Source organism: Methylobacterium isbiliense (assembly GCF_022179325.1).
Lineage (GTDB): Bacteria > Pseudomonadota > Alphaproteobacteria > Rhizobiales > Beijerinckiaceae > Methylobacterium > Methylobacterium isbiliense.
On sequence record NZ_BPQQ01000001.1, the window covers coordinates 52,333 to 73,176 of the forward strand.

17 protein-coding genes are annotated in these 20,844 nt (G+C 71.9%); 7 read left to right on the forward strand and 10 right to left on the reverse strand.

What is annotated here, in order from left to right; genetic code table 11:
* Window positions 1–40: 40 nt before the first annotated feature.
* Complete coding sequence (locus MFF61_RS00255) at window positions 41–2,278, reverse strand: transglycosylase domain-containing protein (RefSeq protein ID WP_238233096.1); 2,238 nt, start codon at window positions 2,276–2,278, stop codon at window positions 41–43.
* 447 nt (window positions 2,279–2,725) lie between these two features.
* Here MFF61_RS00255 and MFF61_RS00260 point away from each other — a divergent pair, with 447 nt between their 5' ends.
* The 3 genes from MFF61_RS00260 to gshB all read left to right on the forward strand — a co-directional run bounded on the left by MFF61_RS00260 (window position 2,726) and on the right by gshB (window position 4,940).
* On the forward strand, window positions 2,726–3,163 hold the full coding sequence (locus MFF61_RS00260) for a YcgN family cysteine cluster protein (RefSeq protein ID WP_238233129.1): 438 nt from the start codon (window positions 2,726–2,728) through the stop codon (window positions 3,161–3,163).
* A 105-nt stretch (window positions 3,164–3,268) separates the two neighbouring features.
* Window positions 3,269–3,772 (forward strand): YciE/YciF ferroxidase family protein, encoded by a 504-nt coding sequence (locus MFF61_RS00265; RefSeq protein ID WP_238233097.1) that lies wholly within the window; start codon window positions 3,269–3,271, stop codon window positions 3,770–3,772.
* A 208-nt stretch (window positions 3,773–3,980) separates the two neighbouring features.
* On the forward strand, window positions 3,981–4,940 hold the full coding sequence (gene gshB, locus MFF61_RS00270) for a glutathione synthase (RefSeq protein ID WP_238233098.1): 960 nt from the start codon (window positions 3,981–3,983) through the stop codon (window positions 4,938–4,940).
* A gap of 68 nt (window positions 4,941–5,008) precedes the next feature.
* On the opposite strand, the gene MFF61_RS00275 is transcribed toward gshB, so the two are convergent.
* The 5 genes from MFF61_RS00275 to metX form a co-directional block, all read right to left on the reverse strand.
* Window positions 5,009–6,424 carry a DHA2 family efflux MFS transporter permease subunit gene (locus MFF61_RS00275; RefSeq protein ID WP_238233099.1) on the reverse strand — a complete coding sequence of 472 codons (1,416 nt, stop codon included), beginning with the start codon at window positions 6,422–6,424 and terminating at the stop codon, window positions 5,009–5,011.
* Between the two features lie 178 nt (window positions 6,425–6,602).
* Window positions 6,603–7,124 carry a toxin-activating lysine-acyltransferase gene (locus tag MFF61_RS00280; RefSeq protein ID WP_238233100.1) on the reverse strand — a complete coding sequence of 174 codons (522 nt, stop codon included), beginning with the start codon at window positions 7,122–7,124 and terminating at the stop codon, window positions 6,603–6,605.
* Window positions 7,125–7,328: 204 nt separating this feature from the next.
* The gene (locus MFF61_RS00285) at window positions 7,329–9,680 is read right to left on the reverse strand and encodes a beta strand repeat-containing protein (protein WP_283205948.1); all 2,352 of its coding nucleotides are present in this window, start codon (window positions 9,678–9,680) and stop codon (window positions 7,329–7,331) included.
* Between the two features lie 234 nt (window positions 9,681–9,914).
* On the reverse strand, window positions 9,915–10,562 hold the full coding sequence (gene metW / locus MFF61_RS00295) for a methionine biosynthesis protein MetW (RefSeq protein WP_238233131.1): 648 nt from the start codon (window positions 10,560–10,562) through the stop codon (window positions 9,915–9,917).
* Between the two features lie 17 nt (window positions 10,563–10,579).
* Window positions 10,580–11,752, reverse strand: coding sequence for a homoserine O-acetyltransferase MetX (gene metX, locus MFF61_RS00300; RefSeq protein ID WP_238233101.1), 1,173 nt, complete (start codon window positions 11,750–11,752; stop codon window positions 10,580–10,582).
* Window positions 11,753–11,964: 212 nt separating this feature from the next.
* Between metX and MFF61_RS00305 the strand changes: the two genes are divergently transcribed.
* Window positions 11,965–12,801 carry a chorismate mutase gene (locus MFF61_RS00305; RefSeq protein WP_238233102.1) on the forward strand — a complete coding sequence of 279 codons (837 nt, stop codon included), beginning with the start codon at window positions 11,965–11,967 and terminating at the stop codon, window positions 12,799–12,801.
* Between the two features lie 103 nt (window positions 12,802–12,904).
* Here the strand turns inward: MFF61_RS00305 and MFF61_RS00310 are convergent, their stop codons facing one another.
* Window positions 12,905–14,290, reverse strand: a complete 1,386-nt coding sequence (locus MFF61_RS00310) for a TadE/TadG family type IV pilus assembly protein (protein ID WP_238233103.1) — start codon at window positions 14,288–14,290, stop codon at window positions 12,905–12,907.
* A 797-nt stretch (window positions 14,291–15,087) separates the two neighbouring features.
* Between MFF61_RS00310 and MFF61_RS00315 the strand changes: the two genes are divergently transcribed.
* On the forward strand, window positions 15,088–16,788 hold the full coding sequence (locus tag MFF61_RS00315) for a methyl-accepting chemotaxis protein (RefSeq protein WP_238233104.1): 1,701 nt from the start codon (window positions 15,088–15,090) through the stop codon (window positions 16,786–16,788).
* Window positions 16,789–16,960: 172 nt separating this feature from the next.
* On the opposite strand, the gene MFF61_RS00320 is transcribed toward MFF61_RS00315, so the two are convergent.
* A complete protein-coding gene (locus tag MFF61_RS00320) occupies window positions 16,961–17,218 on the reverse strand; it encodes a DUF6894 family protein (RefSeq protein ID WP_238233105.1) in 258 nt (85 codons plus the stop codon).
* Between the two features lie 22 nt (window positions 17,219–17,240).
* Entirely contained in the window at window positions 17,241–17,930 is a 690-nt protein-coding gene (locus MFF61_RS00325) for a hypothetical protein (protein ID WP_238233106.1), read from the reverse strand.
* 113 nt (window positions 17,931–18,043) lie between these two features.
* Between MFF61_RS00325 and MFF61_RS00330 the strand changes: the two genes are divergently transcribed.
* Both MFF61_RS00330 and MFF61_RS00335 read left to right on the forward strand, forming a co-directional pair.
* Window positions 18,044–18,598 carry a DUF4337 domain-containing protein gene (locus MFF61_RS00330; protein ID WP_238233107.1) on the forward strand — a complete coding sequence of 185 codons (555 nt, stop codon included), beginning with the start codon at window positions 18,044–18,046 and terminating at the stop codon, window positions 18,596–18,598.
* Window positions 18,599–18,680: 82 nt separating this feature from the next.
* Window positions 18,681–20,117, forward strand: a complete 1,437-nt coding sequence (locus MFF61_RS00335; protein WP_238233132.1) for a phospholipase D-like domain-containing protein — start codon at window positions 18,681–18,683, stop codon at window positions 20,115–20,117.
* Here MFF61_RS00335 and MFF61_RS00340 read toward each other — a convergent pair.
* Window positions 20,035–20,832 carry an endonuclease/exonuclease/phosphatase family protein gene (locus tag MFF61_RS00340; RefSeq protein ID WP_238233108.1) on the reverse strand — a complete coding sequence of 266 codons (798 nt, stop codon included), beginning with the start codon at window positions 20,830–20,832 and terminating at the stop codon, window positions 20,035–20,037. The genes MFF61_RS00335 and MFF61_RS00340 overlap by 83 nt on opposite strands.
* Window positions 20,833–20,844: the final 12 nt, after the last annotated feature.

The following is a 20,844-nucleotide window of genomic DNA, read 5'->3' on the forward strand; positions in this document are numbered from 1 at the left end:
CGTCCCGCAGCGCCGTCGAACCCCGGCCGGGGCAGGTGTCTCAGGGCGTCGCGATCCGCTTCGTCGGGGCGGTCCCCTCCGCGAAGGTGCCGGTAGTGCCGACCTCGCGCATCGCCGCCCGGCCCGGCGCCGGCTCGACGGTGCGGAACAGCGTGCCGATGCCGCCGAGCACCTCGAAGGAGCGCCGCGACAGGGTGCCGGGCAGGGCGGCGGGGGCGGGGGCGGGGGCGCTGGGCGCCTTGTTGGCGGCCTGGGCCCCCGGCTTGTCGCCCTCGAAGCCCGGCAGCGGCTTCAGCTCGATGCCCTGGTGGGCGGGCTGGAGCACCTCGTGGAAGGTCAGCGCCGGAAGCGAGCCGCCGGTCATGTTCTTGGTCGAGGAATGGTCGTCGTTGCCGTACCAGACCGCCGCCACGTAGTTGCCGGTGTAGCCGACGAACCACGCATCCTTGTAGGCGTTCGTGGTGCCGGTCTTGCCCGCGGTGCGCGAGCCCTCGATCGCCGCCTTCCGGCCGGTGCCCTCGTCCACCACCTTGTTGAGCATGTAGTTCATGTCGGCGACGACGCGGGTGGAGAGCACCTGCTCGGGCGCCGGCTCGCTGGTGTCGTGGCGGTAGATGACCTCGCCGGCCGAGGTGCGGATCTCCACCGCCGCGTAGGGCTTGGCGCGCCGCCCGCCATTGGCGAAGACCGCGTAGCCGGCCGCCTGGTCGATCACCGTCACCTCGGCCGAGCCGATCGGCAGCGAGACCGAGTCGGTGAGGGTGGTGGTCAGGCCCATCCGGCGGCTGGTGTCGATGATCTTGGCCCGGCCGAGCTTGGCGGCGCGGGCGTCGTGCGTCTCGCCCAGGGCCTTGCCCATCTGGATCGAGAACTTGACCGGGATGGTGTTGATCGACTTCGCCACCGCGATCCACAGCGGCATCGAGCCGGCAAAGGAGCGGCCGTAATTCGCCGGGCACCAATTGCCGATGCAGACGGGGGAATCCACCACCTTGCTGTCGGGTCGCCACTGGCCGGTGGAGAGGGCGGCGGCGTACACGAAGGGCTTGAACGAGGAGCCGGGCTGGCGCAGGGCGTCGGTGGCGCGGTTGAACTGGCTCTGGCCGTAATCGGCCCCGCCCACCATCGCGCGCACCGCCCCGTCCGGGTCCATCACCACCATCGCGCCCTGCTCGACCTCGAACGCGTCGCCGTACTTGCGCAGGACCGATTCGACCGTCTGGTCGGCCCGCTTCTGGATCGAGAGATCGAGCGGCGTCTTGACGACGAGCACCCGCTCCTTCTTGAGCTTGCCGTCGTCGGCCAGCCTTTTCACCTCGTTGAAGGCCCAGTCGAGGTAGTAGTCGGCGCTGACGTCGCGCGAGCGCGTGACCGGGGTCGCCGGGTTGCGCAGGGCCGACTGGATCTGGCCTTCGGTGAGGAAGCCGGCCTCCACCATGTTGTGCAGCACGTCCGCGGCCCGCGCCCGCGCGGCCGGCAGGTTCACGTGCGGCGCGTACTTGGTCGGCGCCTTGAACAGGCCCGCCAGCATGGCGGCTTCCGCCAGGGTGATGTCCTTGAGGTTCTTGCCGAAATAGTAGTCCGCCGCCGCCACCGCCCCGAATGTGCCGCCGCCCATGTAGGCGCGGTCGAGGTAGAGCTTGAGGATCTCGTTCTTCGAGAGGTGGAATTCCAGCCAGAGGGCGAGGAAGGCCTCGTTGATCTTGCGCTGGAGCGAGCGCTCGTTGGTCAGGAACAGGTTCTTGGCGAGCTGCTGGGTCAGCGAGGAGCCGCCCTGCACGTGGCCGCCGCCGCGGGCGTTGACCGTGAGCGCGCGCGCGGTGCCGATCGGGTCGATGCCCCAATGCTCGTAGAAGCGCCGGTCCTCGGTCGAGATCAGGGCCTTGACCAGAACGTCGGGAAATTCGTCGATGCGCAGGGAATCGTCGTGCTTGATGCCGCGCCGCCCGACCTCGACGCCGTAGCGGTCGAGGAAGGTCACGGCGAGATCCTGGGTCTTGAGCCAGTTCTCGCTTGTCTGGTTGAAGGCCGGCTGCGCCAGGGTGAGCACCACCAGGCCGCCCGCGAACCCGAGCGTCACGCCCTCGCTCGCGAGGTCGAGCACGGCGCGCTTGACGCCCCGCACGGTGAACCGGCGGCGCATCACCTCCGAGAAGCGCTCGTAGGCATCGCCGAACGAACGGCCGCCGCCATAGAGGCTCGCGTTGACCCACGCGTCGAATCCGAGCGCGGCTTGGCCGAGGCGTGTCCAGAGCGAGGAGGGCCGGTTCAGCGGCACGACGGAGGTTCCTTGGCGGCCCGCGACCGGACGAGGGGCGACGAGCGATGATCCTACCAAGTCTCGCGGCGGACCGCGAGACCGGGGCGGCCCCGGAACGGCCGCGCTTGGCCTGACGGTAACGCGCGCGGGACCGCGTGGTTCGTCCCTTGCCCGATATGACGCGCCGATCACCGGGGCGCGAGGTCGCAGGAGTACCGAGGCCCCGCGGCGGGCGCCTTCGTCGCGGTCCCGCCGCGCTTGTGCCGCGCCGGCGCCTGCGGCAGAGGGGAGGGGACGACCCCCCGCCTTCCTGAGGATGTTTCCTTGGCCGTTCCATTGGCCGGTTCCTCGGCCGCCACGCTCAAGGCCGCCGAATCCGAGGTCACCCAGTCCGAGACCACCAGGTCAGAGCCTGCCCCCGCGGCGCCCGGCACGCCGTTCTGGCGCGAGAAGACGCTCGACACGATGAGCCCGGCGGAGTGGGAGAGCCTCTGCGACGGCTGCGGACGCTGCTGCCTCCTGAAGCTGGAGGACGAGGACACCGGCGAGATCCACCATACGGATGTCGCCTGCACGCTGTTCGATGCCGGCGCCTGCCGCTGCCGCGACTACGCCAGGCGCCAGACGCGGGTGCCCGACTGCGTCCGCCTGACGCCGGCGGCCGTGCGCACGCTGCCCTGGCTGCCGCCCACCTGCGCCTACCGTCTCCTGGCCGAGGGGAAGGACCTGCCCTGGTGGCACCCCCTGGTCTCCGGCAGCCGTCGCACCGTCCACGAGGCCGGCATCTCGGTGCGCGGGCGGGTGAGCGGCACCGAGGAGGAGTTCGAGACCGAGGAACTCCTCGACCGCATCGTCGACTGGCCCGGACAGGACCCGGCCGGGGACCGATCCTCCCGGAAGTGATACTCCCGGGAGGGTTCCGCAGGAACCCGCGCGAGCGGGGTGGCGTTGCCCCGGCAGACCGATCCGGGCGGCGGCACGGCCCGGATGCCTCAGGAGGAGACCGTCATGGGCTTGTTCTCCAAGCCGATCAAGACGATGGACGATCTGTTCCATCACACGCTGCAGGACATCTATTACGCAGAGCAGCAGATCACCAAGGCCCTGCCGAAGATGATCGCCAAGGCGAGCGATCCCCAGCTCAAGCAGGGCTTCGAGACCCACCTCCGCGAGACGGAGGGGCAGATCAAGCGGCTCGAGCAGGTGTTCCAGGATCTCGGCCAGCCGGCCAAGGGCGTGCGCTGCGCCGCGATGGACGGGATCATCGAGGAGGCCGAGGAGATCATCGGCGATACCGACGATGCCGATGTGCGCGACGCCGCCATGCTGGCCGCCGCGCAGGCCGTGGAGCATTACGAGATCACCCGCTACGGCACCCTGATCGCGCATGCCCAGCAGCTCGGCCACACCAAGGTGGTGGCCCCGTTGCAGCAGACCCTCGACGAGGAGAAGGCCACCGACAAGAAGCTGACCGCGCTGGCCGAGAGCCGCGTGAACCGCAAGGCCGCCTGAGGCCGGCGGCCGCCCTCGCGGTACGCGTCTTGCGAGGGAGGATGCGCCTCCCTCGAAGGCTTCTCTCCTTATACCTTGAGGCCCCGCCCGCCCCCGCGAGCGGGGCCTTCTTCGATGGCCCCGGCAGGCTGTTGCCAAGGCCGCCGCCAAGGCCGTTGCAACCAGGACCCCGCCGCCCGATAACGCCCGCGACCGGAGGACCCTCCCCATGTCCCTCACCGTCGCGGTCCAGATGGACCCGATCCAGAGCATCCGCATCGCGGGCGACACCACCTTCGCGCTGCTCCTCGAAGCCCAGGCGCGCGGGCACCGGCTGCTGCACTTCACGCCCGACCGGCTCTCGATGCGCGACGGGCGCGTCACGGCCTGGGTCGAGGCGCTGCGGGTGCAGGACGTCGAGGGCGCGCATGCCTCCCTGGGCGAGCCCGAGCGCATCGATCTCGCGCAGCAGGCGGACGTGGTGCTGATGCGGCAGGACCCGCCCTTCGACCTCGCCTACATCACGGCGACCCACCTGCTGGAGCGCATCCACCCGGACACGCTGGTGGTCAACAACCCGTTCGAGGTGCGCAACGCCCCCGAGAAGCTGTTCGTGACGGCCTTCCCGGACCTGATGCCCCCGACGCTGATCACCCGCGACCGCCGGGAGATCGAAGAGTTCCGCGAGGCGCACGGCAGCGTGGTGATGAAGCCGCTGCACGGGCACGGAGGGGCCGCGGTGCTGCGGGTGACGCCGGACGACCCGAATTTCGGCTCGATCTACGACCTGTTCGCCCAGACCTTCCGGGAGCCCTGGGTGGTGCAGCGCTTCCTGCCGAAGATCAGCGAGGGCGACAAGCGCATCATCCTGGTCGACGGCGAGCCGCTGGGGGCGGTCAACCGCGTGCCGGCCCGCAACGACATCCGCTCCAATATGGTGCGGGGCGGCACCGGCGGGGCGACCGCGCTCACCCCGCGCGAGCGCGAGATCTGCGCGCGGATCGGCCCGGAGCTGCGCCGCCGCGGGCTGATCCTGGTGGGCATCGACGTCATCGACGGCCACCTCACGGAGATCAACGTCACCTCGCCCACCGGCATCCGGGCGATCAAGCGCCTCGGCGGCCCCGACCTCGCGGTGGCGGTGTGGGACGCGATCGAGGCGAAGGTGACGCGGCCGCAGGTGGCCTGACCGCTCGTCCCCCATCCGCGCGATCCCGTCGGGATGGCGGATGGGGGCTCGGCGCGAGCGGGTCCCGCTCACGTGGCGTCCGCGGCGGGCCGCGCCGCGACGCGGCGGTGGCCCGAGACCTCGGCGCCCGCCTCCGGGGCGAGGCGGCGGAACGCGACGGTGGAGAGGGCCGAGACGAGGGCGACCGCCAGGAAGGCCGGCCAGAAATCCTCGGCCCGGATCGCCGCGTGCCCGTGCCACGCGGCGGCGCTCTCCAGCACGGCGGCGCCGAACGCGACCCCGACGCTGAGCGAGAGCTGCTGGGCGACGCTCGCGAGGCTCGTCGCCGCGCTCATGTCGCGCGGGTCGACATCCGCATACGCGATGGCGTTGACGGCGGTGAATTGCAGCGAGCGGAAGCAGCCCCCGACGAGGAGCACGCCGAGGATCACCGCGTGCGGCGTGGCGGGGGTGAACAGGCCGACGAGCCCGAGCAAAAAAGCCGCCGCCACCGCGTTGACGGTGAGAACGCTCCGGAAGCCGTAGGCGCGCAGGATCCGCGCCGCGATCGTCTTCATGAACAGGGCGCCCGCCGCCGACGCGAAGGTGATGAGGCCCGAATGCAGCGGGTCGAGCCCGAAGCCGATCTGCAGCATCAGCGGCAGCAGGAAGGGGATCGCCCCCGTGCCGATGCGGAACAGGCTGCCGCCGGTGATCGCCGCCCGGAAGGTCGGGTAGCGCAGGAGGTCGAGGCGGATCAGCGGATGGGCGACGCGCCGCGCGTGGCGCCAGTAGAGGGCGAGGAGCAGGAGCCCCGCCCCCGTGCAGCCCCAGGAGACCTCCGGCGGCAGCAGGTGGCGCCCACCCGAGGCGAGGCCGAGCATCAGGCTCGCGAGCCCCGCCCCCGAGAGCCAGAACCCGGTGAGGTCGAGGGGAGGGCGCTCGGCCTCGCGGATGTCGGCGAAGGTGCGCGTGGCGAGCACGATCCCGGCCAGCCCGATCGGGATGTTGATGAAGAAGATCCAGCGCCAGTGCAGCGTCGTGGTGATGAAGCCGCCGAGCGGCGGGCCGATCACCGGGCCGACGAGCGCGGGAATCGTCAGCATGGCCAGCGCCTGCACCAGCTCCGCCTTCGGCACGCTGCGCAGCAGCACGAGGCGGCCCACCGGCACCATCATGGCCCCGCCCATGCCCTGCAGGAAGCGCGCGGCCACGAACCAGCCGAGGGAATCGGCCGCCGCGCAGGCGAGCGAGCCCGCCATGAACACCGCGAGCGCCCAGCGGAAGATCGTGCGTGCGCCGAAGCGGTCGGCCATCCAGCCGGAGACCGGGATGAAGATCGCGAGGCTGACGAGATAGGCGGTGAGCGCGAGCTTGAGGGCGATCGGATCCTCGCCGAGATCGGCCGCGATCGCCGGCAGCGAGGTCGCGATCACGGTCGAGTCGGTGTTCTCCATGAACAGGGCGGTCGCGACCACCAGGGGGACGATGCGGGCGGGACGCATGCAAAACCTCTCGGAAGGCTCCGCTGCGGCAAGCGGCGGAGTCTTCGCGGGTATGGGCAAGGGACGACCAGCCAGGGATATCGGCTCCGCCACCGCTCCGGCCAGACGCCGCGGCGAAACCCTGCCATGATCGTGTCCCTCATCGCGTCCCTGGCCCGTCCCCGGCCCTGGCCGCCGGTCAGCCGGCGCCGCGCCGGATGTGGCCGGGCACGAAGTTGTTGACCGGGAGCCGGACCGGGCGCACGCGCCCGTCCGGGTAGTAGCGGCGGAAGTACATCATCCGGGCCCGCTGCCCGAAGATCCGCGCCTGCCCGACCAGGAAGCGGTGGACCGCGGTGGAATTGGCCGACCAGGCATTGAACACGAGGCAGTCGCCCTGAAGGCATTCCCCGTAGGCGAGGGGACGGGTGCCCGTGACCCAGCCCTCGGCCTTGTCGGGGGTGGTCAGCGCCCAGCCGGCGAAGCCCTGGACCTGCCCGCCGGCATCGACCGCGAAGCAGTAGTGACCGCGATTGATCTGTCCCACCAGCACCCGGGACCATTCGCCGAAGCGCAGGTTGGCGAAGACCGGCTTGGTCATCAGGTGGCTCACCGCAAGGCCGAGCGCGGCGGCGGGCGAGTCGGGCCGCCACAGGCGGAGCGGCCCGGCCCCCGCATCGGTGGCGGCATGGGTGTCGGCCTGTGCTGCATCTCCGGCCATGAATCCCCCTCGAAGTCCCCTCGCGAGCCGCAATCCCGGAGCCGCCGGAACCGGCCGGTGGCGCGCTGGCGAGCGCCCCCGGCATCCTGACCGAGAAGCGCCGCCGCGGGAACGCGTCCCGCGGCGGCGGATCGGGTGCTGCCGTGGCCCGACGCCCGCGGCAGCCGGGTCCCACCTTCTGTCAGGCGACCGGACGGTCGCGCGTTAGGCGACCAGGAAGTCGCCGGCCGAGAGGGTGGGCTTGCTGTCGAGGGTGGCGAACTGCACCCGGGCGCCGGCGCCCGAGCCGTCGGCGTCGTAGAACAGGCCGCCGCTCGCGCGGTCGTAGAGGATGCGGTCGGTCGCATCGACCGGCCCGGCCGAGAGGTCCTTGAACGCGGCGGCGTTGAGGGCGCCCTTGGGCAGGGCCGAGAAGACCCCCGAGGACAGCTCGATCTTGTCGCTGCCCGAGGTGAAGTCGACGACGAGGTCGAACTGGCCGCTGACGAGCGCGGAGTCGAACACGAAGGTGTCGTTGCCGTCGCGGCCCCTCAGGGAGTCGGCGCCGCCGCGCCCGTTGAGCCGGTCGTCGCCGTCCCCGCCCACGATGCCGTTGGCGAACTCGTTGCCGGTGAGCGCGTAGGCACGCACGTCGATCCCGCTGCGGGAGCCGATCAGAGCCTCGATCTCCTGGCCGGCCTCCAGCGTGTAGCTGGTGAGCGCCACCACCGTGTCGGTGCCGCCGCCCCTGCCCTCGATCACGCGGTCGCCGGCCTCGCCGACCTGGTAGATGTCGTCGCCGCCGCGTCCCTCCATCAGGTCGTCGCCGGCGCCGCCCTGGATGCTGTCGTCGCCCGCGGACCCGAGCAGGGTGTCGGCGAAGCGCGATCCGGTCACGTACTCGATGCTGAGATAGATGTCGCCCGCCGCGAACCCGCCGCTGCCGATGCCTCTGCCGAGATCGACCTGCACGGCGGCGGTCGAGGCCCCGTAGCTGACTTGGTCCTTGCCGCCGAGGCCGTCGAAGCTGTTGGCCTCGCCGTTGGCGATGAAGCGGTCGGAGGTGTCTGTGCCGATCGCGTTCTCGATCGACGTGAGGGTGTCTGAGGCCCACGATCCGGCTTGGCCGCGGCCGTTGACGAGGTCGACGGTCGCGCCGCTCCAGCCGGCATAGCTCACCGTGTCGCTGCCCGCGCCGCCGTTCAGGGTGTCGCCGCCGCCCCAGCCCGTGAGGGTGTCGTTGCCGGCCCCGCCCGACAGGAGGTTGGCGGCGGTGGTGCCGGTGAGCGCGTCCTCGAAGCTGCTGCCGGTGAGGTTCTCGATGTCCTTCAGCACGTCGCCCTCGGCGTCCCCGCCCTGGCCGTTGCCGGTCCCGCCGAGCAGGCTGACGCGGACGCCCGCCGCGGAATTCGCGTAGGACGCGGTGTCGATGCCCGTGCCGCCGTCCAGCGTGTCGGCGCCGCCGCCGCCCTGGAGCGTGTCGCTGCCGTCGCTGCCCGAGAGCAGGTTGGCGAGCGCGTTGCCGGTGAGCGCGTCGTTGTAGTTGCCGCCGGTGACGTTCTCGATGTTCAGCAGCACGTCGCCCTCGGCGTTGCCGCCGGTGCCGCGGCCGGTGCCGAGGTCGACGGTGACGCCGCTGGTCGAGCCGAGATAGCTCGCGGTGTCGACGCCAGCGCCGCCGTCGAGGGTGTCGGCGCCGCCGCCGCCCTTGAGCGTGTCGTTGCCGTTGAAGCCTTCGAGCGTGTTGGCCTGGGCGTCGCCCTGCAGCCAGTCGTCGTAGCCGCTGCCCTGAAGGTTCTCAATGCTCGAATAGGTGTCGCCCTCGGCCTCGCCCCGCGAGCCCTTGCCGGTCTCGAGGTTCGCGCTCACGGCCTCGGTCGCGAGGCGGTAGCTCACGGTGTCGGTGCCGGTGCTGCCCTCCAGGCTGTCGGCGCCGCCGCCGCCCTTCAGGGTGTCGTTGCCCGCACCGCCCGACAGGGCGTTGGCGCCGCTGTCGCCGACGAGCGTGTCGTCGTAGTTGCTGCCGATCACGTTCTCGATGCCGATGTAGCGGTCGCCCTCGGCGTCGCCGCCCGAGCCCTGCCCCGTGCCGAGGTTCACCGAGACGCCCGTGGTGGAGGTGGCGTAGCTCACCATGTCGGTGCCGGCGCCGCCGTCGAGGGTGTCGGCGCCGCCGCCGCCCTTCAGGACGTCGTTGCCGCCGAAGCCCTCGATCCTGTTGGCGCCGGCATCCCCGATCAGCATGTCGGCGTAGCCGCTGCCCCGGAGGTTCTCGATGCCGGAGAGCGTGTCGCCCTGGGCGTCGCCGCCGGCGCCCCTGCCGGTTTCGAGGCTGACGGTGACGCCGCTCGATGAATTGAGGTAGCTCGCGGTGTCGATCCCCGCGCCGCCCTCCAGGCTGTCGGCGCCGCCGCCGCCCTTCAGGGTGTCGTCGCCGGTGCCGCCGTTGAGCGTGTCGTTGCCCAGGTCGCCGTAGAGGGTGTCGTTCCCGCCCCCACCCTTGAGGGTGTCGTCGTTGGCGGTGCCGTTCAGGGTCTCGGCGGCGTCGGTGCCGGTCGTGTAGGTGCCAGTGGCCATGATCCGCTCCTGAGGTCCGGGCCGGCGCGGGGGCGCTGGCGGTCCGACCGGCGCTGAGGCCGCCGGCGTGCGGATCCATCACTCTGACGGAAGGGAAGACGCGGCGGTGCGGGCGCGCACCCGGATCCGGCCGGCTCCGCCGCGGGCGCGGAACGGCGTGTCCCGGCGCACGGGGCGCCGACAGGGCGCCTCAGGCCTGCTTGACAGAGGACGACCGGTCCGGGCGGCTGTCGCTCAGCCCGTCCGGCGGCGCAGCAGAAAGATCCCCTGTGCGCCGACGAGGTTCCACACCCACCAGGGCAGGGAGAAGCGCATCGGGTTGCCGCCGGCATCGAGGGCCGAGGCGCGCTCGATGCGCGCGCCCACCAGCCGGCACAGGCCGACGAAGTCGCGGATGGTGCAGTGATGGATGTTGGGGGTCTCGTACCACGCGTCCGGCAGGTACTCGTTCACCGGCATCCGGCCGCGCACCAGCAGTTCGGCCCGGATGCGCCAGTGGCCGAAATTCGGGAAGGAGACGATCGCGTGCCGGCCGATCCGCAGCAGGTGCTCCAGCACCACCTTCGGGTGGCGCGTCGCCTGGATGGTCTGGGACAGGATGACGTAGTCGAAGGCGTCGTCGGGGTAGTTCGCGAGGTCGGTGTCCGCGTCGCCCTGGATCACCGGCAGGCCGCGGGCGAGGCAGGCGTTGACGCCCTCGCGCGACAGCTCGATGCCCCGCCCGTCGACCCCGCGCTCGTCCCGCAGCAGCGCCAGCAGCGAGCCGTCGCCGCAGCCGATGTCGAGCACGCGGGCGCCGGCCTCCACGAGGCCGAGCACGACGAGGTGATCCTTGCGCGCGGCCGTGCGGCCCGCGCCCGCCGGCAGGCCGGCCGGCGCCAGGGTCTCCTGTCTGGCGCTCACAGGCCGCGCTCCCGGGCGGCCGCCTGGATGAAGCCGCGGGCGGCCGCGAACATCGCCGGCTCGTCGAGCAGGAAGGCGTCGTGGCCCTTGTCGCTCTCCACCTCCACGAAGGCCACGGGCGCCGCCGCGGCGTTGAGCGCATGCACGATCGCCCGCGAATCCGCGGTCGGAAACAGCCAGTCGGAGGTGAAGGACATGACGCAGAACCGCGTGCGGGTGCCCCGGAAGGCGTTCGCCAGCACCCCGCCGTGGTCGGCGGCGAGGTCGAAATAGTCCATCGCCCGGGTGAGGTAGAGGTAGGCGTTGGCGTCGAAGCGCTCCACGAAGCTGATGCCCTGGTGGCGCAGGTAGCTCTCGATCTGGAAATCGGCGTCGAACGAGAAGGTCGGCGCGTCGCGGTCCTGGAAGCGGCGGCCGAACTTCCGGTGCAGCGCAGGCTCCGACAGGTAGGTGATGTGCGCGCCCATGCGGGCGACCGCGAGGCCCTTGGCGGGGCGCGAGCCCACGTCGAGGTAGCGCCCGGCATGCCACTCGGGGTCGGCCATGACCGCCTGGCGCCCGACCTCGTGGAAGGCGATGTTCTGGGCCGAGTGCCGCGCACCCGTGGCGATCGGCATCGCGGCGAAGACCCGCTCGGGGTAGCTCGCCGCCCATTGCAGCACCTGCATGCCTCCCATCGAGCCGCCGATGCACAGGAACAGGTCCGGGATGCCGAGCCGGTCGAGCAGCATCGCCTGCCCCCGGACCATGTCGCGGATGGTCACGAGCGGGAAGTCGAGCCCGTAGGGGCGCCCCGTCGCCGGATTGATCGAGGCCGGGCCGGTCGTGCCCATGCAGGAGCCGACGACGTTGGCGCAGATCACGAAGTAGCGTTCGGTGTCCACCGGCTTGCCGGGGCCGACCAGGGTCTCCCACCAGCCCGGCTTGCCGGTGAGGGGATGGCGCTGCGTCACGTGCTGGTCGCCCGTGAGTGCATGGCAGACCAGCACCGCGTTCGTGCGCGCGGCGTTGAGCGTCCCCTCGGTCTGATAGGCGATCTGCCAGGGAGCCAGGGCCACGCCGGCATCCATCGCCAGCGGCTCGTCGGGGCCGAAGCGGGCCACGGGGCTGGCCGGCTCCACCGCCTGCGAGGCGCTCTCCGGGCCGGCTCTGAGAACGGTGATGGCCATGCTGGACTCGGGGCTTCCTCGGCGCGGCCGATCGTCGGGCGGGATCGTCCGATCAACGCATTTCGTTAAAGCGGTCGAAAATTCCGCTACTCCGGACGGTCCGGGTTAGGACCTTCTCGCCCCCGCGTCAATCGAGGGGAGGGTTGCGGCGTCTGGCCCGCGGCGGCGCCGGATCGTAAGACGGCGCGAGCTGAACCCGGACCTGCGATTCGATGACCCCACCCGCCCCGCCCGCCGACCTCGCCGCCCTCCGGGCGGAGATCGACCGCATCGACGCGGCGATGCACGACCTGCTGATGGAGCGGGGGCGCATCATCGACCGGCTGATCGCGGTCAAGCGCACCTCCGCCTCCGGCTCGGCCTTCCGGCCCGGGCGCGAAGCCGCGATGATGCGCGCCATCGCCGAGCGGCATGCGGGCCTGCTGCCGCTCGACACGGTGGAGGGCATCTGGCGGGTCATCATCGCCACCTTCACGTACGTGCAGGCCTCGTTCGACGTGCACGCGGACGTCTCGGGGGGCGACGCGCCGATGCGCGATTCCGCCCGGTTCCATTTCGGCTTCACGGTGCCCTACCGGCCGCATCCGAGCGCCAAGGCGGTGATCGCCGCGGTGGCCGATTCGCGTGGCGACCTCGGCATCTTCCGGCTCGACCAGGGCGTCACCGCGGGGGTGTGGTGGGAGGAACTCGCGGGAGCCGGGCGCCCGAAGGTGATCGCCCGGCTCCCGTTCATCGAGCGCCCGGGGCACCCGGCCGGCACGCCGGTCTTCGTCATCGCCAAGCCGCTCGACGATCCGAGCGCCGCGCAGCGCGACTGGGTGCTCTACGCCGCCCGCTTCGAGCGCTGGCGCGAGGGAGCGGCCGGGGTGCTGGCGGAATGCGGCGCCGAGGTCGTGGCGAGCGCGGGCCAGCGCGTCGGCCTCAGCCAGCTCCTCGCCCTGCCGGGCGAGATCGTGCCGGCGGACCTGCGGGAGGCGCTCGCCGGGGCGGGCGCTCCGCCGGCGCTCTTCGAGGAGGTCGGCAGCCACGCGGCACGGTTCCGGGTCTGAGGGCGGCGGCCCGGCGGGTCTGGCGCCTTCCCCGACGAAGCGGGTCCCGGTTCGCCGAGGAATGCCGAAAACCCATTAGCCGAGAGCAGGATCGGACCCTGCTCTACCGCGCCAGCGAGACGGCGCCGACCTTCGGCCCGACGCCGTCGGGCACCGGCACGGTGGTCGCGCCGTAATTGGTGTTCAGGGTCAGGTTGGGCCCCTCGTAGAGGTTGATCATCTGCGCCACGATCACCGTGTAGGCCGATTGGTCCGCCACCGGCCGCTTGGCATCGATCACCAGCCGCCCGGCCGGCAGATAGATGGTGCCGAGCATGGTCCGGGTGTTGTCGCTGACGATCCGGTACTCGCGCAGGGGCTTCGTACCGCTCGGCGGCGGAGGCGCCGGCGGGACCGGCTGGTCCAGGGGCGGCACGACCGGATTGGAGACCGTGCGCTCTTCGGCCATCAGCAGGCCCGCCATCGGAGCGGTGGATCGCGCGGCAAGAGAGACGATGGTGTCCCTGTCGAACCGCAGCCCGCCCCTGTCTCCGGTGAAGAAGAACCCGACCTCGCTGCCCGACAGGCTGGCCTTCTGTTCGACCACGAGCGGCCCGTCCTTCATGATGTAGATGCCGGGGTTGAGGGTGATCCGCGACATGCCGCCGATCTTCAGGCCGTTGCAGTAGGTGCCGGGAGAGAGGGTGGCGGTGACGTCCTTGATCTCGTTCTTGCCCTCGCTGGCGGATTTCGGGCTGATGTAGGAGGGGAGCACGATGCAGGTGCCCGCGGTCGGCAGAACCTGATCCTTGAGCGGATCGGGGATCGGCGCGCATTGCGTGATCGGTGCGGGCATGAGGGTCGCGCCCGCCCCCTGGTAGCCGCCTGCCGAGCAAATCGACTGCGCCCTGGCCACGGCAGTGTCCCCCGCCAGGATGCCCTGCGCGTGCCGCGAGTTCGAGTAGATCGAGCAGTCGAGCGCGGTGACCTGCGCCGCCTTCTCCAGGGAGAGGGCGCCCTTCCCGGCGGTCTCGAGGGCCAGGGCGCAGAGCCGCAGCATCCCCACCACCTGCGACCGGGATTGCACGCTCACCGTCATGCTGGGCAGGCTGAGGAGCTTGCCCATGACGCTCGGCACCGTCTCCTCCGCGACGATCTCGACGCCGCCGCGCCGGTCGGTCACGCTGGCGGTCGAGGTCGATGCGCGGTCGGACGGCGTCTGCGCCTGGGCGGCGAACACCTGGAGCGCCGCACTGCGCACGGCGGCATCGTCGGCATTCACGAGCTTGAGCATGTTGCCGCCTGCCAGGGCCGCGGCGTCCGCTGCGGCCTGCAGCTCGGCGCGGCGCTGGAGCAGGCGGCCATACTCGATGGCGGCGGAGACGCTCCCGAACACCACCGGGAGGGCGATGACGAAGACGACCATCACCGCGCCGCGCCGGTCCCGCAGGAAGGCGGATCCCCGCTCGCGCAGCCCTGCGCCGCGCCGCCGACGACGCGTCGCGGTCATTCTCGGCCCCGTGCGATCGGCCGTTGATCCTCCGTGCCGCTGGCGTCGCGGTCCGACGCCAGCGCCGGAGGCGCGCCGCCGGAATGCGGCGCGAACCGACGCGGACCGCGCAGGGCGGCTCGGCCGTTCATCTCCTCCGCCCCGCGGTCCGGGTGCGTCGTGGCTCGCGCATCCCCCATCGCAGCGCGCGCAGAAACCGCCCGCGTGGCTGTCTTCAAGTCTGGCATGACATCTGTTGCAAGCGTATCCATCACATCAGCCCGGGCGCCGGCCACGATGAAAGGCTGTTTCTCGACTAGAGACAGGGTGTCTCGTCATCGTGGCGCTGGGCTGCGAGGGGAGGCTGTTTGGCCATCATGGCGGTTCCGTCAACTGCGAGCGTTCTTCGAAGGGCAGTGAGGCACTGACGAGTTAACAATTCGCGGTGGCGGTCGCGGGCTGAGCGTGAAGTCCTGTGACTCATCCGCCATGGCCGCGGGCGGACGAGCGGCGAGCGCCCCGGCCCGGGGCGCGGTGGCCGAGGCGACGGGACGCGGCCGATCCCGCCGGATCGCCCATCTCTGCCGACCTGGTTCGGCCGGTCCCGGATCTCTGGGTCATGCTCGGATCGATGTTGTCCAAATCGCCCGCACTTCCTCGTCGGCTCGTTGCACAACTCAAGTTCCGCTACGTCTTCGAGCGATAGTATTCTCGGCGAAGGAGATCAGAGCATCGACATGCATTTAATTGCATAGGGGCAGGTTACACGCTCCGTCAATCTTTCGCGTGCTACGGTTTGCTGATCACAGGAGGATTTGATGTTGCGCAGGGTCAGTCTCGCCACCAGGACCGTCGCAGTGGTGGCGCTTGCGGTGGTGCTCTGCGCCGGGGCGATGTGGCTCGCGGTGTCGCGGCAGACCTGGGCGGCTCTCGAAGCGCAGCAGCAGGAGAAGGCGCAGCAATCCATCCGCACCCTCGCGCTGGTGTTCGGCGGCCGGGTGAGCGGCGCGGCGGTGCCCGTGGAGAACGGGCGCGTGGGCAGGATCCAGGCCCCGTCGCTGGCGGCTTTCGCGGACGTCTCGGTGGTGGACGACGCGGTGGCCTATGTCGGCGGCAATGCCACGGTCTTCGCCTTCGATCCGGCCAGGGACGCCTTCGTGCGCCGCGTCACCACCGTGCGCAAGGAAAACGGCGAGCGCGCCGTCGGCACGCCGCTCGCCCCCGACAGCCCGGCGCAGGCCGCGATCCGCCGGGGCGAGACCTTCCAGGGGCCGGTGGTCCTGTTCGGCAGGCCCTTCCACACCATCTACCAGCCCACCTTCGATGCGGCCGGCACGGTCAACGGCATCCTTTATGTCGGGGTGCCGGTCGAGGCGCTGCATGCCGCCTACGACGCCACGATGCGGACCACCAGCCTCGCGGCGGGGCTGATCGCGCTCCTGGTCTGCGTCGCGGCCGGCCTCGTGGCGATGCGGATGTTCCGCCCGCTTTCGGACATCTCGGCGCGCGTCGCGGGCCTCGCGGCGGGCGACCTCGACAGCCCGATCCGCCACCGCGCGCGCGGCGACGAGATCGGCGCCGTGGCGAAGGCGCTGGAGGATCTGCGCGCCGTGAGCCGGCGGGCCAAGGCGCTGGAGGAGGAGCGCCACGCGGGGGCCGAGGCCGACGGGCGCCGCCGCGTCACCCTGGACGAGGCCGTCGCCTCCTTCCGGCAGGAGGTCTCCTCGCTGCTCGCCGCGCTCGGGGCCAGCAATGCGGGCCTGCGGGACCGCGCCGGCGAGATGGCCCAGATCTCTTCCGGCACCCGCGGGGTGATCGCCACCGCCTCCGGCCGGTCGCAGGCGACCTCCAGCAACGTCGCGACGGTGGCGGACGCGACGCGCGAACTCAGCGGCTCGGTGGCGGAGATCGACCAGCAGCTCGGCCGCGCCAAGGAGACCGCCGAGGTGGCGCTCCGGGACGCCGAGACCGCCGACGGCCGGATGGCGACGCTGGTCGAGGCGACGCAGCGCATCGGCCACGTCGTCGACCTCATCAACGCCATCGCCGGGCAGACGAACCTGCTCGCGCTCAACGCCACCATCGAGGCGGCCCGCGCGGGGGCGGCCGGCAAGGGCTTCACGGTGGTCGCCACCGAGGTCAAGGCGCTCGCGGTCCAGACCGGGCGCGCCACCGAGGAGATCTCGGCCCAGATCGCCACCGTCCAGGCCTCGATGGGCGGCGCCGTGGAGGCGATCCGGGCGATGCGCGAGCGCGTGCGGCAGATCTCCGAGACCACGGTGGGCATCGCCACCGCGGTGGTGGAGCAGGGCGCGGCCACCCGCGAGATCGCCCGCGCGGTGGGCGAGGCCGCCGACGGCACCCGGGATCTGGCGCTCGACTTCTCGACCGTGACGGACGCGGCCGACCGCACCGCTCGCTCCGCCGCCGAGGTCACCGAGACGGTGACCGCGGTGAGCGGCATCGCCTCCCGCCTCGAAGCCGAGGTCGACCGCTTCCTGCGCCGCGTCGCGGCCTAAGCAGACTTGCGTTGGCAAGCCAACGCTTCGTCCGCTTAGGTTCTTGTTTCTTCGCAGATTTTTATCGCAAAACCGGCGACCACTTTTGCGAAATCTGCTTAGCCGCGCTGGGCGCCCGCTGTTCGGGGCGGCTCACGTCATGCCGGCGGTCGATCGGGCAGGACCGCCCGCCTCAGTGGAGCGTCCCGGCTCCGCCGGGAGGCGCCTCCACCGCCTCCGCGAAGGGGAACTCGAACAGGATCTCGCCGCCCTCGTCCGTCACCTCCAGGGTGGCGGCCAGCAGGCGCGAGGTGTCGGCGCTCTCGCGCAGGACCTGGCGGATCGTCGCGCGGGCGACCTCCCAGGCCTCGTCCGGGTCGCGCAGGACGCGGCCGTCCGGATCGGGCAGGAGATCCTCCCCGACGCGCGTGGCGAAGAAGTAGCGGGGCATGCCGGTCCTCCGGTCTGGCGGGTCAGCGCTTGGCGCAGGCCGGGTCCTCCGGCCGTGCGGGGCGCGGGAAGTCGAGCACCGCCCGCGTGTAGGTCTCGACCACCTCCGAGAAGGGCTGGCGCCCGGCCGTGAACAGCACGGCGCGGTGGCGCAGCAGCGCGTCCGGCACCGCCAGATCCGTGCAGGCGGCGGGCGCGGGCGGCGCTTGGTCCCAGCCCTCGGGCAGCGGCTGCCACAGGGTCTCGGCCTCCACGGTCTGGCGCGTCGGCGCCAGCGACTGGACGGCCCGCCCGAACGGCGTGTCGGTCTCGTCGAGCAGCCGGTTCATCTCCGGGGTGAGGCGCCCCGGCACGTACCAGTTGTCGGCCTCCGACAGCACGTGGTCGCCGCAGGCGAGCCGCACCCGGCGGTAGCGCACGGGTTCGTCGGGCCCGACCTGCAGGCGGTGCCGCGTCTCGGGGCTCGCAGGCGCGTCGGCCTCGCGCACGAGGCGGGCGGAGAGGCGCGGCGCGGCGGCCATGCGGTGGCCCGCGCACCACGCCTCCAGGGTCGCCGTGGCGCTGCGCGCGGCGAGCAGCCGGGCGTTCAGGGTCTGGATCACGGCGGTCGCCTCGACGCGCCCGAGATGGCTGTCGGGCCAGCGGGCCGGCATGTCCGCCCGGGCCGGCAGGGCCGCCAGAAGCAGGACCGGGACGAGGGCACGACGGGGCATGGGGGTCTCCTGACGCAAGGGCGGATTCGTCGCCGACATGTCACTGGCGGATCGCGATCCGGCCTGTATGTAGGCCACGCTTCGTCGCGGGGCTTCAGGACAGGAGGGATTCGATGTCGGGTGGACACGGGGCGGTCGAGGGCTCGAACAAGAAGGTGGCGCTGCTGATCTCCGTGCTGGCGCTGTTTCTCGCGCTCGGCGAGACGCTGGCCAAGAGCGCACAGACCGACGCGCTCGGCGCCAATGTCGAGGCGTCGAACCTCTGGGCCTACTTCCAGGCCCGCACGATCCGCAGCACCATCCTGAAGACCGCGACCGAGCAGACCGCCCTGGAGGCGCCGGGCGCGCCTGCCGACGCGGCCAAACGGCAGGTGGAGGAATGGGCCAGGACCATGGCGCGCTGGGAATCCGAGCCCGCCACCGGCGAGGGCCGCAAGGAGCTGACCGCCCGGGCCAAGGCGGCCGAGGCCAAGCGCGACCTCTCGCTCGCGCGCTACCACCACTACGAACTCGGCTCGGCGGCGTTCCAGATCGGCATCGTGCTCGCTTCCGCCACGGTCATCACCGGGATCGCGGCGCTGGCCTTCGCGGGCGGCGCGCTCGGCCTCGCCGGTGTGGCCATGCTGGGGGTGGGGCTGTTCGCCCCGCACGCCTTCCACCTGTTCTGAGGCGCCCGGCGACGGCCGCAGTGGCATCCGGCCGCGCCTTCGCCTATCCGCTCCGATGAGGGCAGGCGTGGCGGGCGGGCCGGTGGAGCAGGCGATCATCGCGTGGTTGGGGTGGCTGGGGTCGGTGCGGGCGGAAGCGCTCGCGCTGGCCGGCCTCGCGCTGGCGCTCGGCGTGAGCGTGCACGTGCTGCTGTTCAAGCGCGAGGTGGGGGCGGCGATCGGCTGGATCGGCCTCGCCTGGCTCTCGCCGCTGATCGGCACGGTGCTCTACCTGCTGTTCGGCATCAACCGGGTGCACCGCCGGGCGCGCCGCCTGCCCCAGCCCCCCACCGCCCGGCCCGGGCAGCCGCGGCCCGAGCCTGCCGCCGTCCCGGAGGATTTCCAGCCCTTGGAGGAGGCGGTGGGGCGCCTGACCGGGCTGCCGCTCGCGGGCGGCAACGGCGTGCGCATTCTGCGCAACGGCGACGAGGCCTATCCGGCGATGCTGGAGGCGATCGCGGCCGCGCGCCACTCGGTGGCCCTGTCGAGCTACATCATGCGCCACGACGCGAGCGGGCGCGCCTTCCTGGACGCGCTCAAGGGCGCGCAGGCGCGCGGCTGCGCGGTCTGCGTGCTCGTGGACGGCATCGGCAGCGGCTACTTCTTCCCGGAGGTCTACCGGCGGCTGCGCGAGGCGGGCATCCCGGCCGGGCTGTTCATGCACTCGGCCCTGCCCTGGCGCATGCCCTTCCTCAACCTGCGCACCCACAAGAAGCTGCTGATCGTCGACGGCCGCGCCGGCTTCGTCGGGGGCGTCAACATCGGCGACGAGAACCTCGTGGCGCAGGATCCGCCGGACCCGGTGCGCGACACGCATTTCCGCATCGACGGGCCGGTGGTCTGGCAGCTCACCCAGGCCTTCGCCCGCGACTGGGCCTTCGTCACCGGCGAGGATCTCGACGGGCCGGCGTGGTTCCCGGCCATCCCGGCGGCGGGGAGCTCGCTCGCCCGGGTGGTGACCTCGGGGCCCGATTCCGACATCGAGAAGATCGAGTACGCGGTGCTGGCCGCGCTCGCCACGGCCCGGCGCTCGATCCGCCTCGCCACACCCTACTTCCTGCCGAGCGAGATCCTGCTCACCTCGCTCGCACTCGCGGCGATGCGCGGCATCACGGTCGACGTCATCATCCCGCAGGCGAGCAACCACCGCTTCGTGGACTGGGCGACGCGCGCCCATGTCGGCCCGCTGCTCAAGTCGGGGGTGCGGATCTGGCTCGACCGCCCGCCCTTCGACCATTCGAAGCTGATGGTGGTGGACGACGTCTGGTGCTTCGTCGGCAGCGCGAACTGGGACACGCGCAGCTTCCGGCTCAACTTCGAACTCAACGTCGAGGTCTACGATCCCGCCTTCGCGGCCGACCTCGACGGCCTGATGCGGGCCAAGATGCGCGGCCGCCTCACCCGCGAGGATCTGCGGGCGCGCGCGCTGCCCGAGCGCCTGCGCGATGCCGGCGTGCGATTGCTGCTGCCATACCTCTGAGGTCCACCCGGTCGCGCAGCAGGCGCTCGGCCCGCTCGCGGCGCGGCGGCAGGGCCGCGGGTTCGAGGTGCACCACGATCGGCCGGTGGTCGGAGGCGCCCCGCGGCAGCACCGCGCGGCTGCGGCAGACGAGGCCGCGCACGAGGCAGCGGTCGAGGCGCAGGGGCACGAGATCGACCATCGCGTGGGTCGGGACCCGCGGCCCGACGTCGCGGAAGCCCGGCAGCAGGGCCGGCCCGACGAGGTTGTAGTCCCCCAGCACCGCGGCGCGCGCCGGCAGGTGCTGCTCGATGCGCCGCAGCTGGCGGCGGTTGAGCATCTGCCCGTGCGAGAGGTGCACGTTGGCGACGCCGAAGCTGCCGCAATCGAGCACCTGGCAGACCCGGTCGATCAGCGCGCCGGAGGGTAGCGGGATCACCAGGGGGGCGCGCACGAAGGGGGTCGGGCTCCACATGGCGAGCCCGTGGATGCGCCGCGGCAGCGGCGCCCAGGCGTAATGCCCGCCCACGCGGTCCTGCAGGCCGATGATCTCGGCGGTCGCCTCCTGCATCAGCAGCAGGTCGGGCTGTTCCTGCTCGACCAGGGCCGCCAGCGCCTCGACCGTCGCACCGGTCCGCCGCAGCAGGTTCCAGCTGATGATCTTGCGGGGCGCGCGGTGCGCGGGAATCTGGATCGGAGCCCCGCCGGCCGGCAGGACGTGGGAGTGATTCAGCATGGCTCCAGGCTG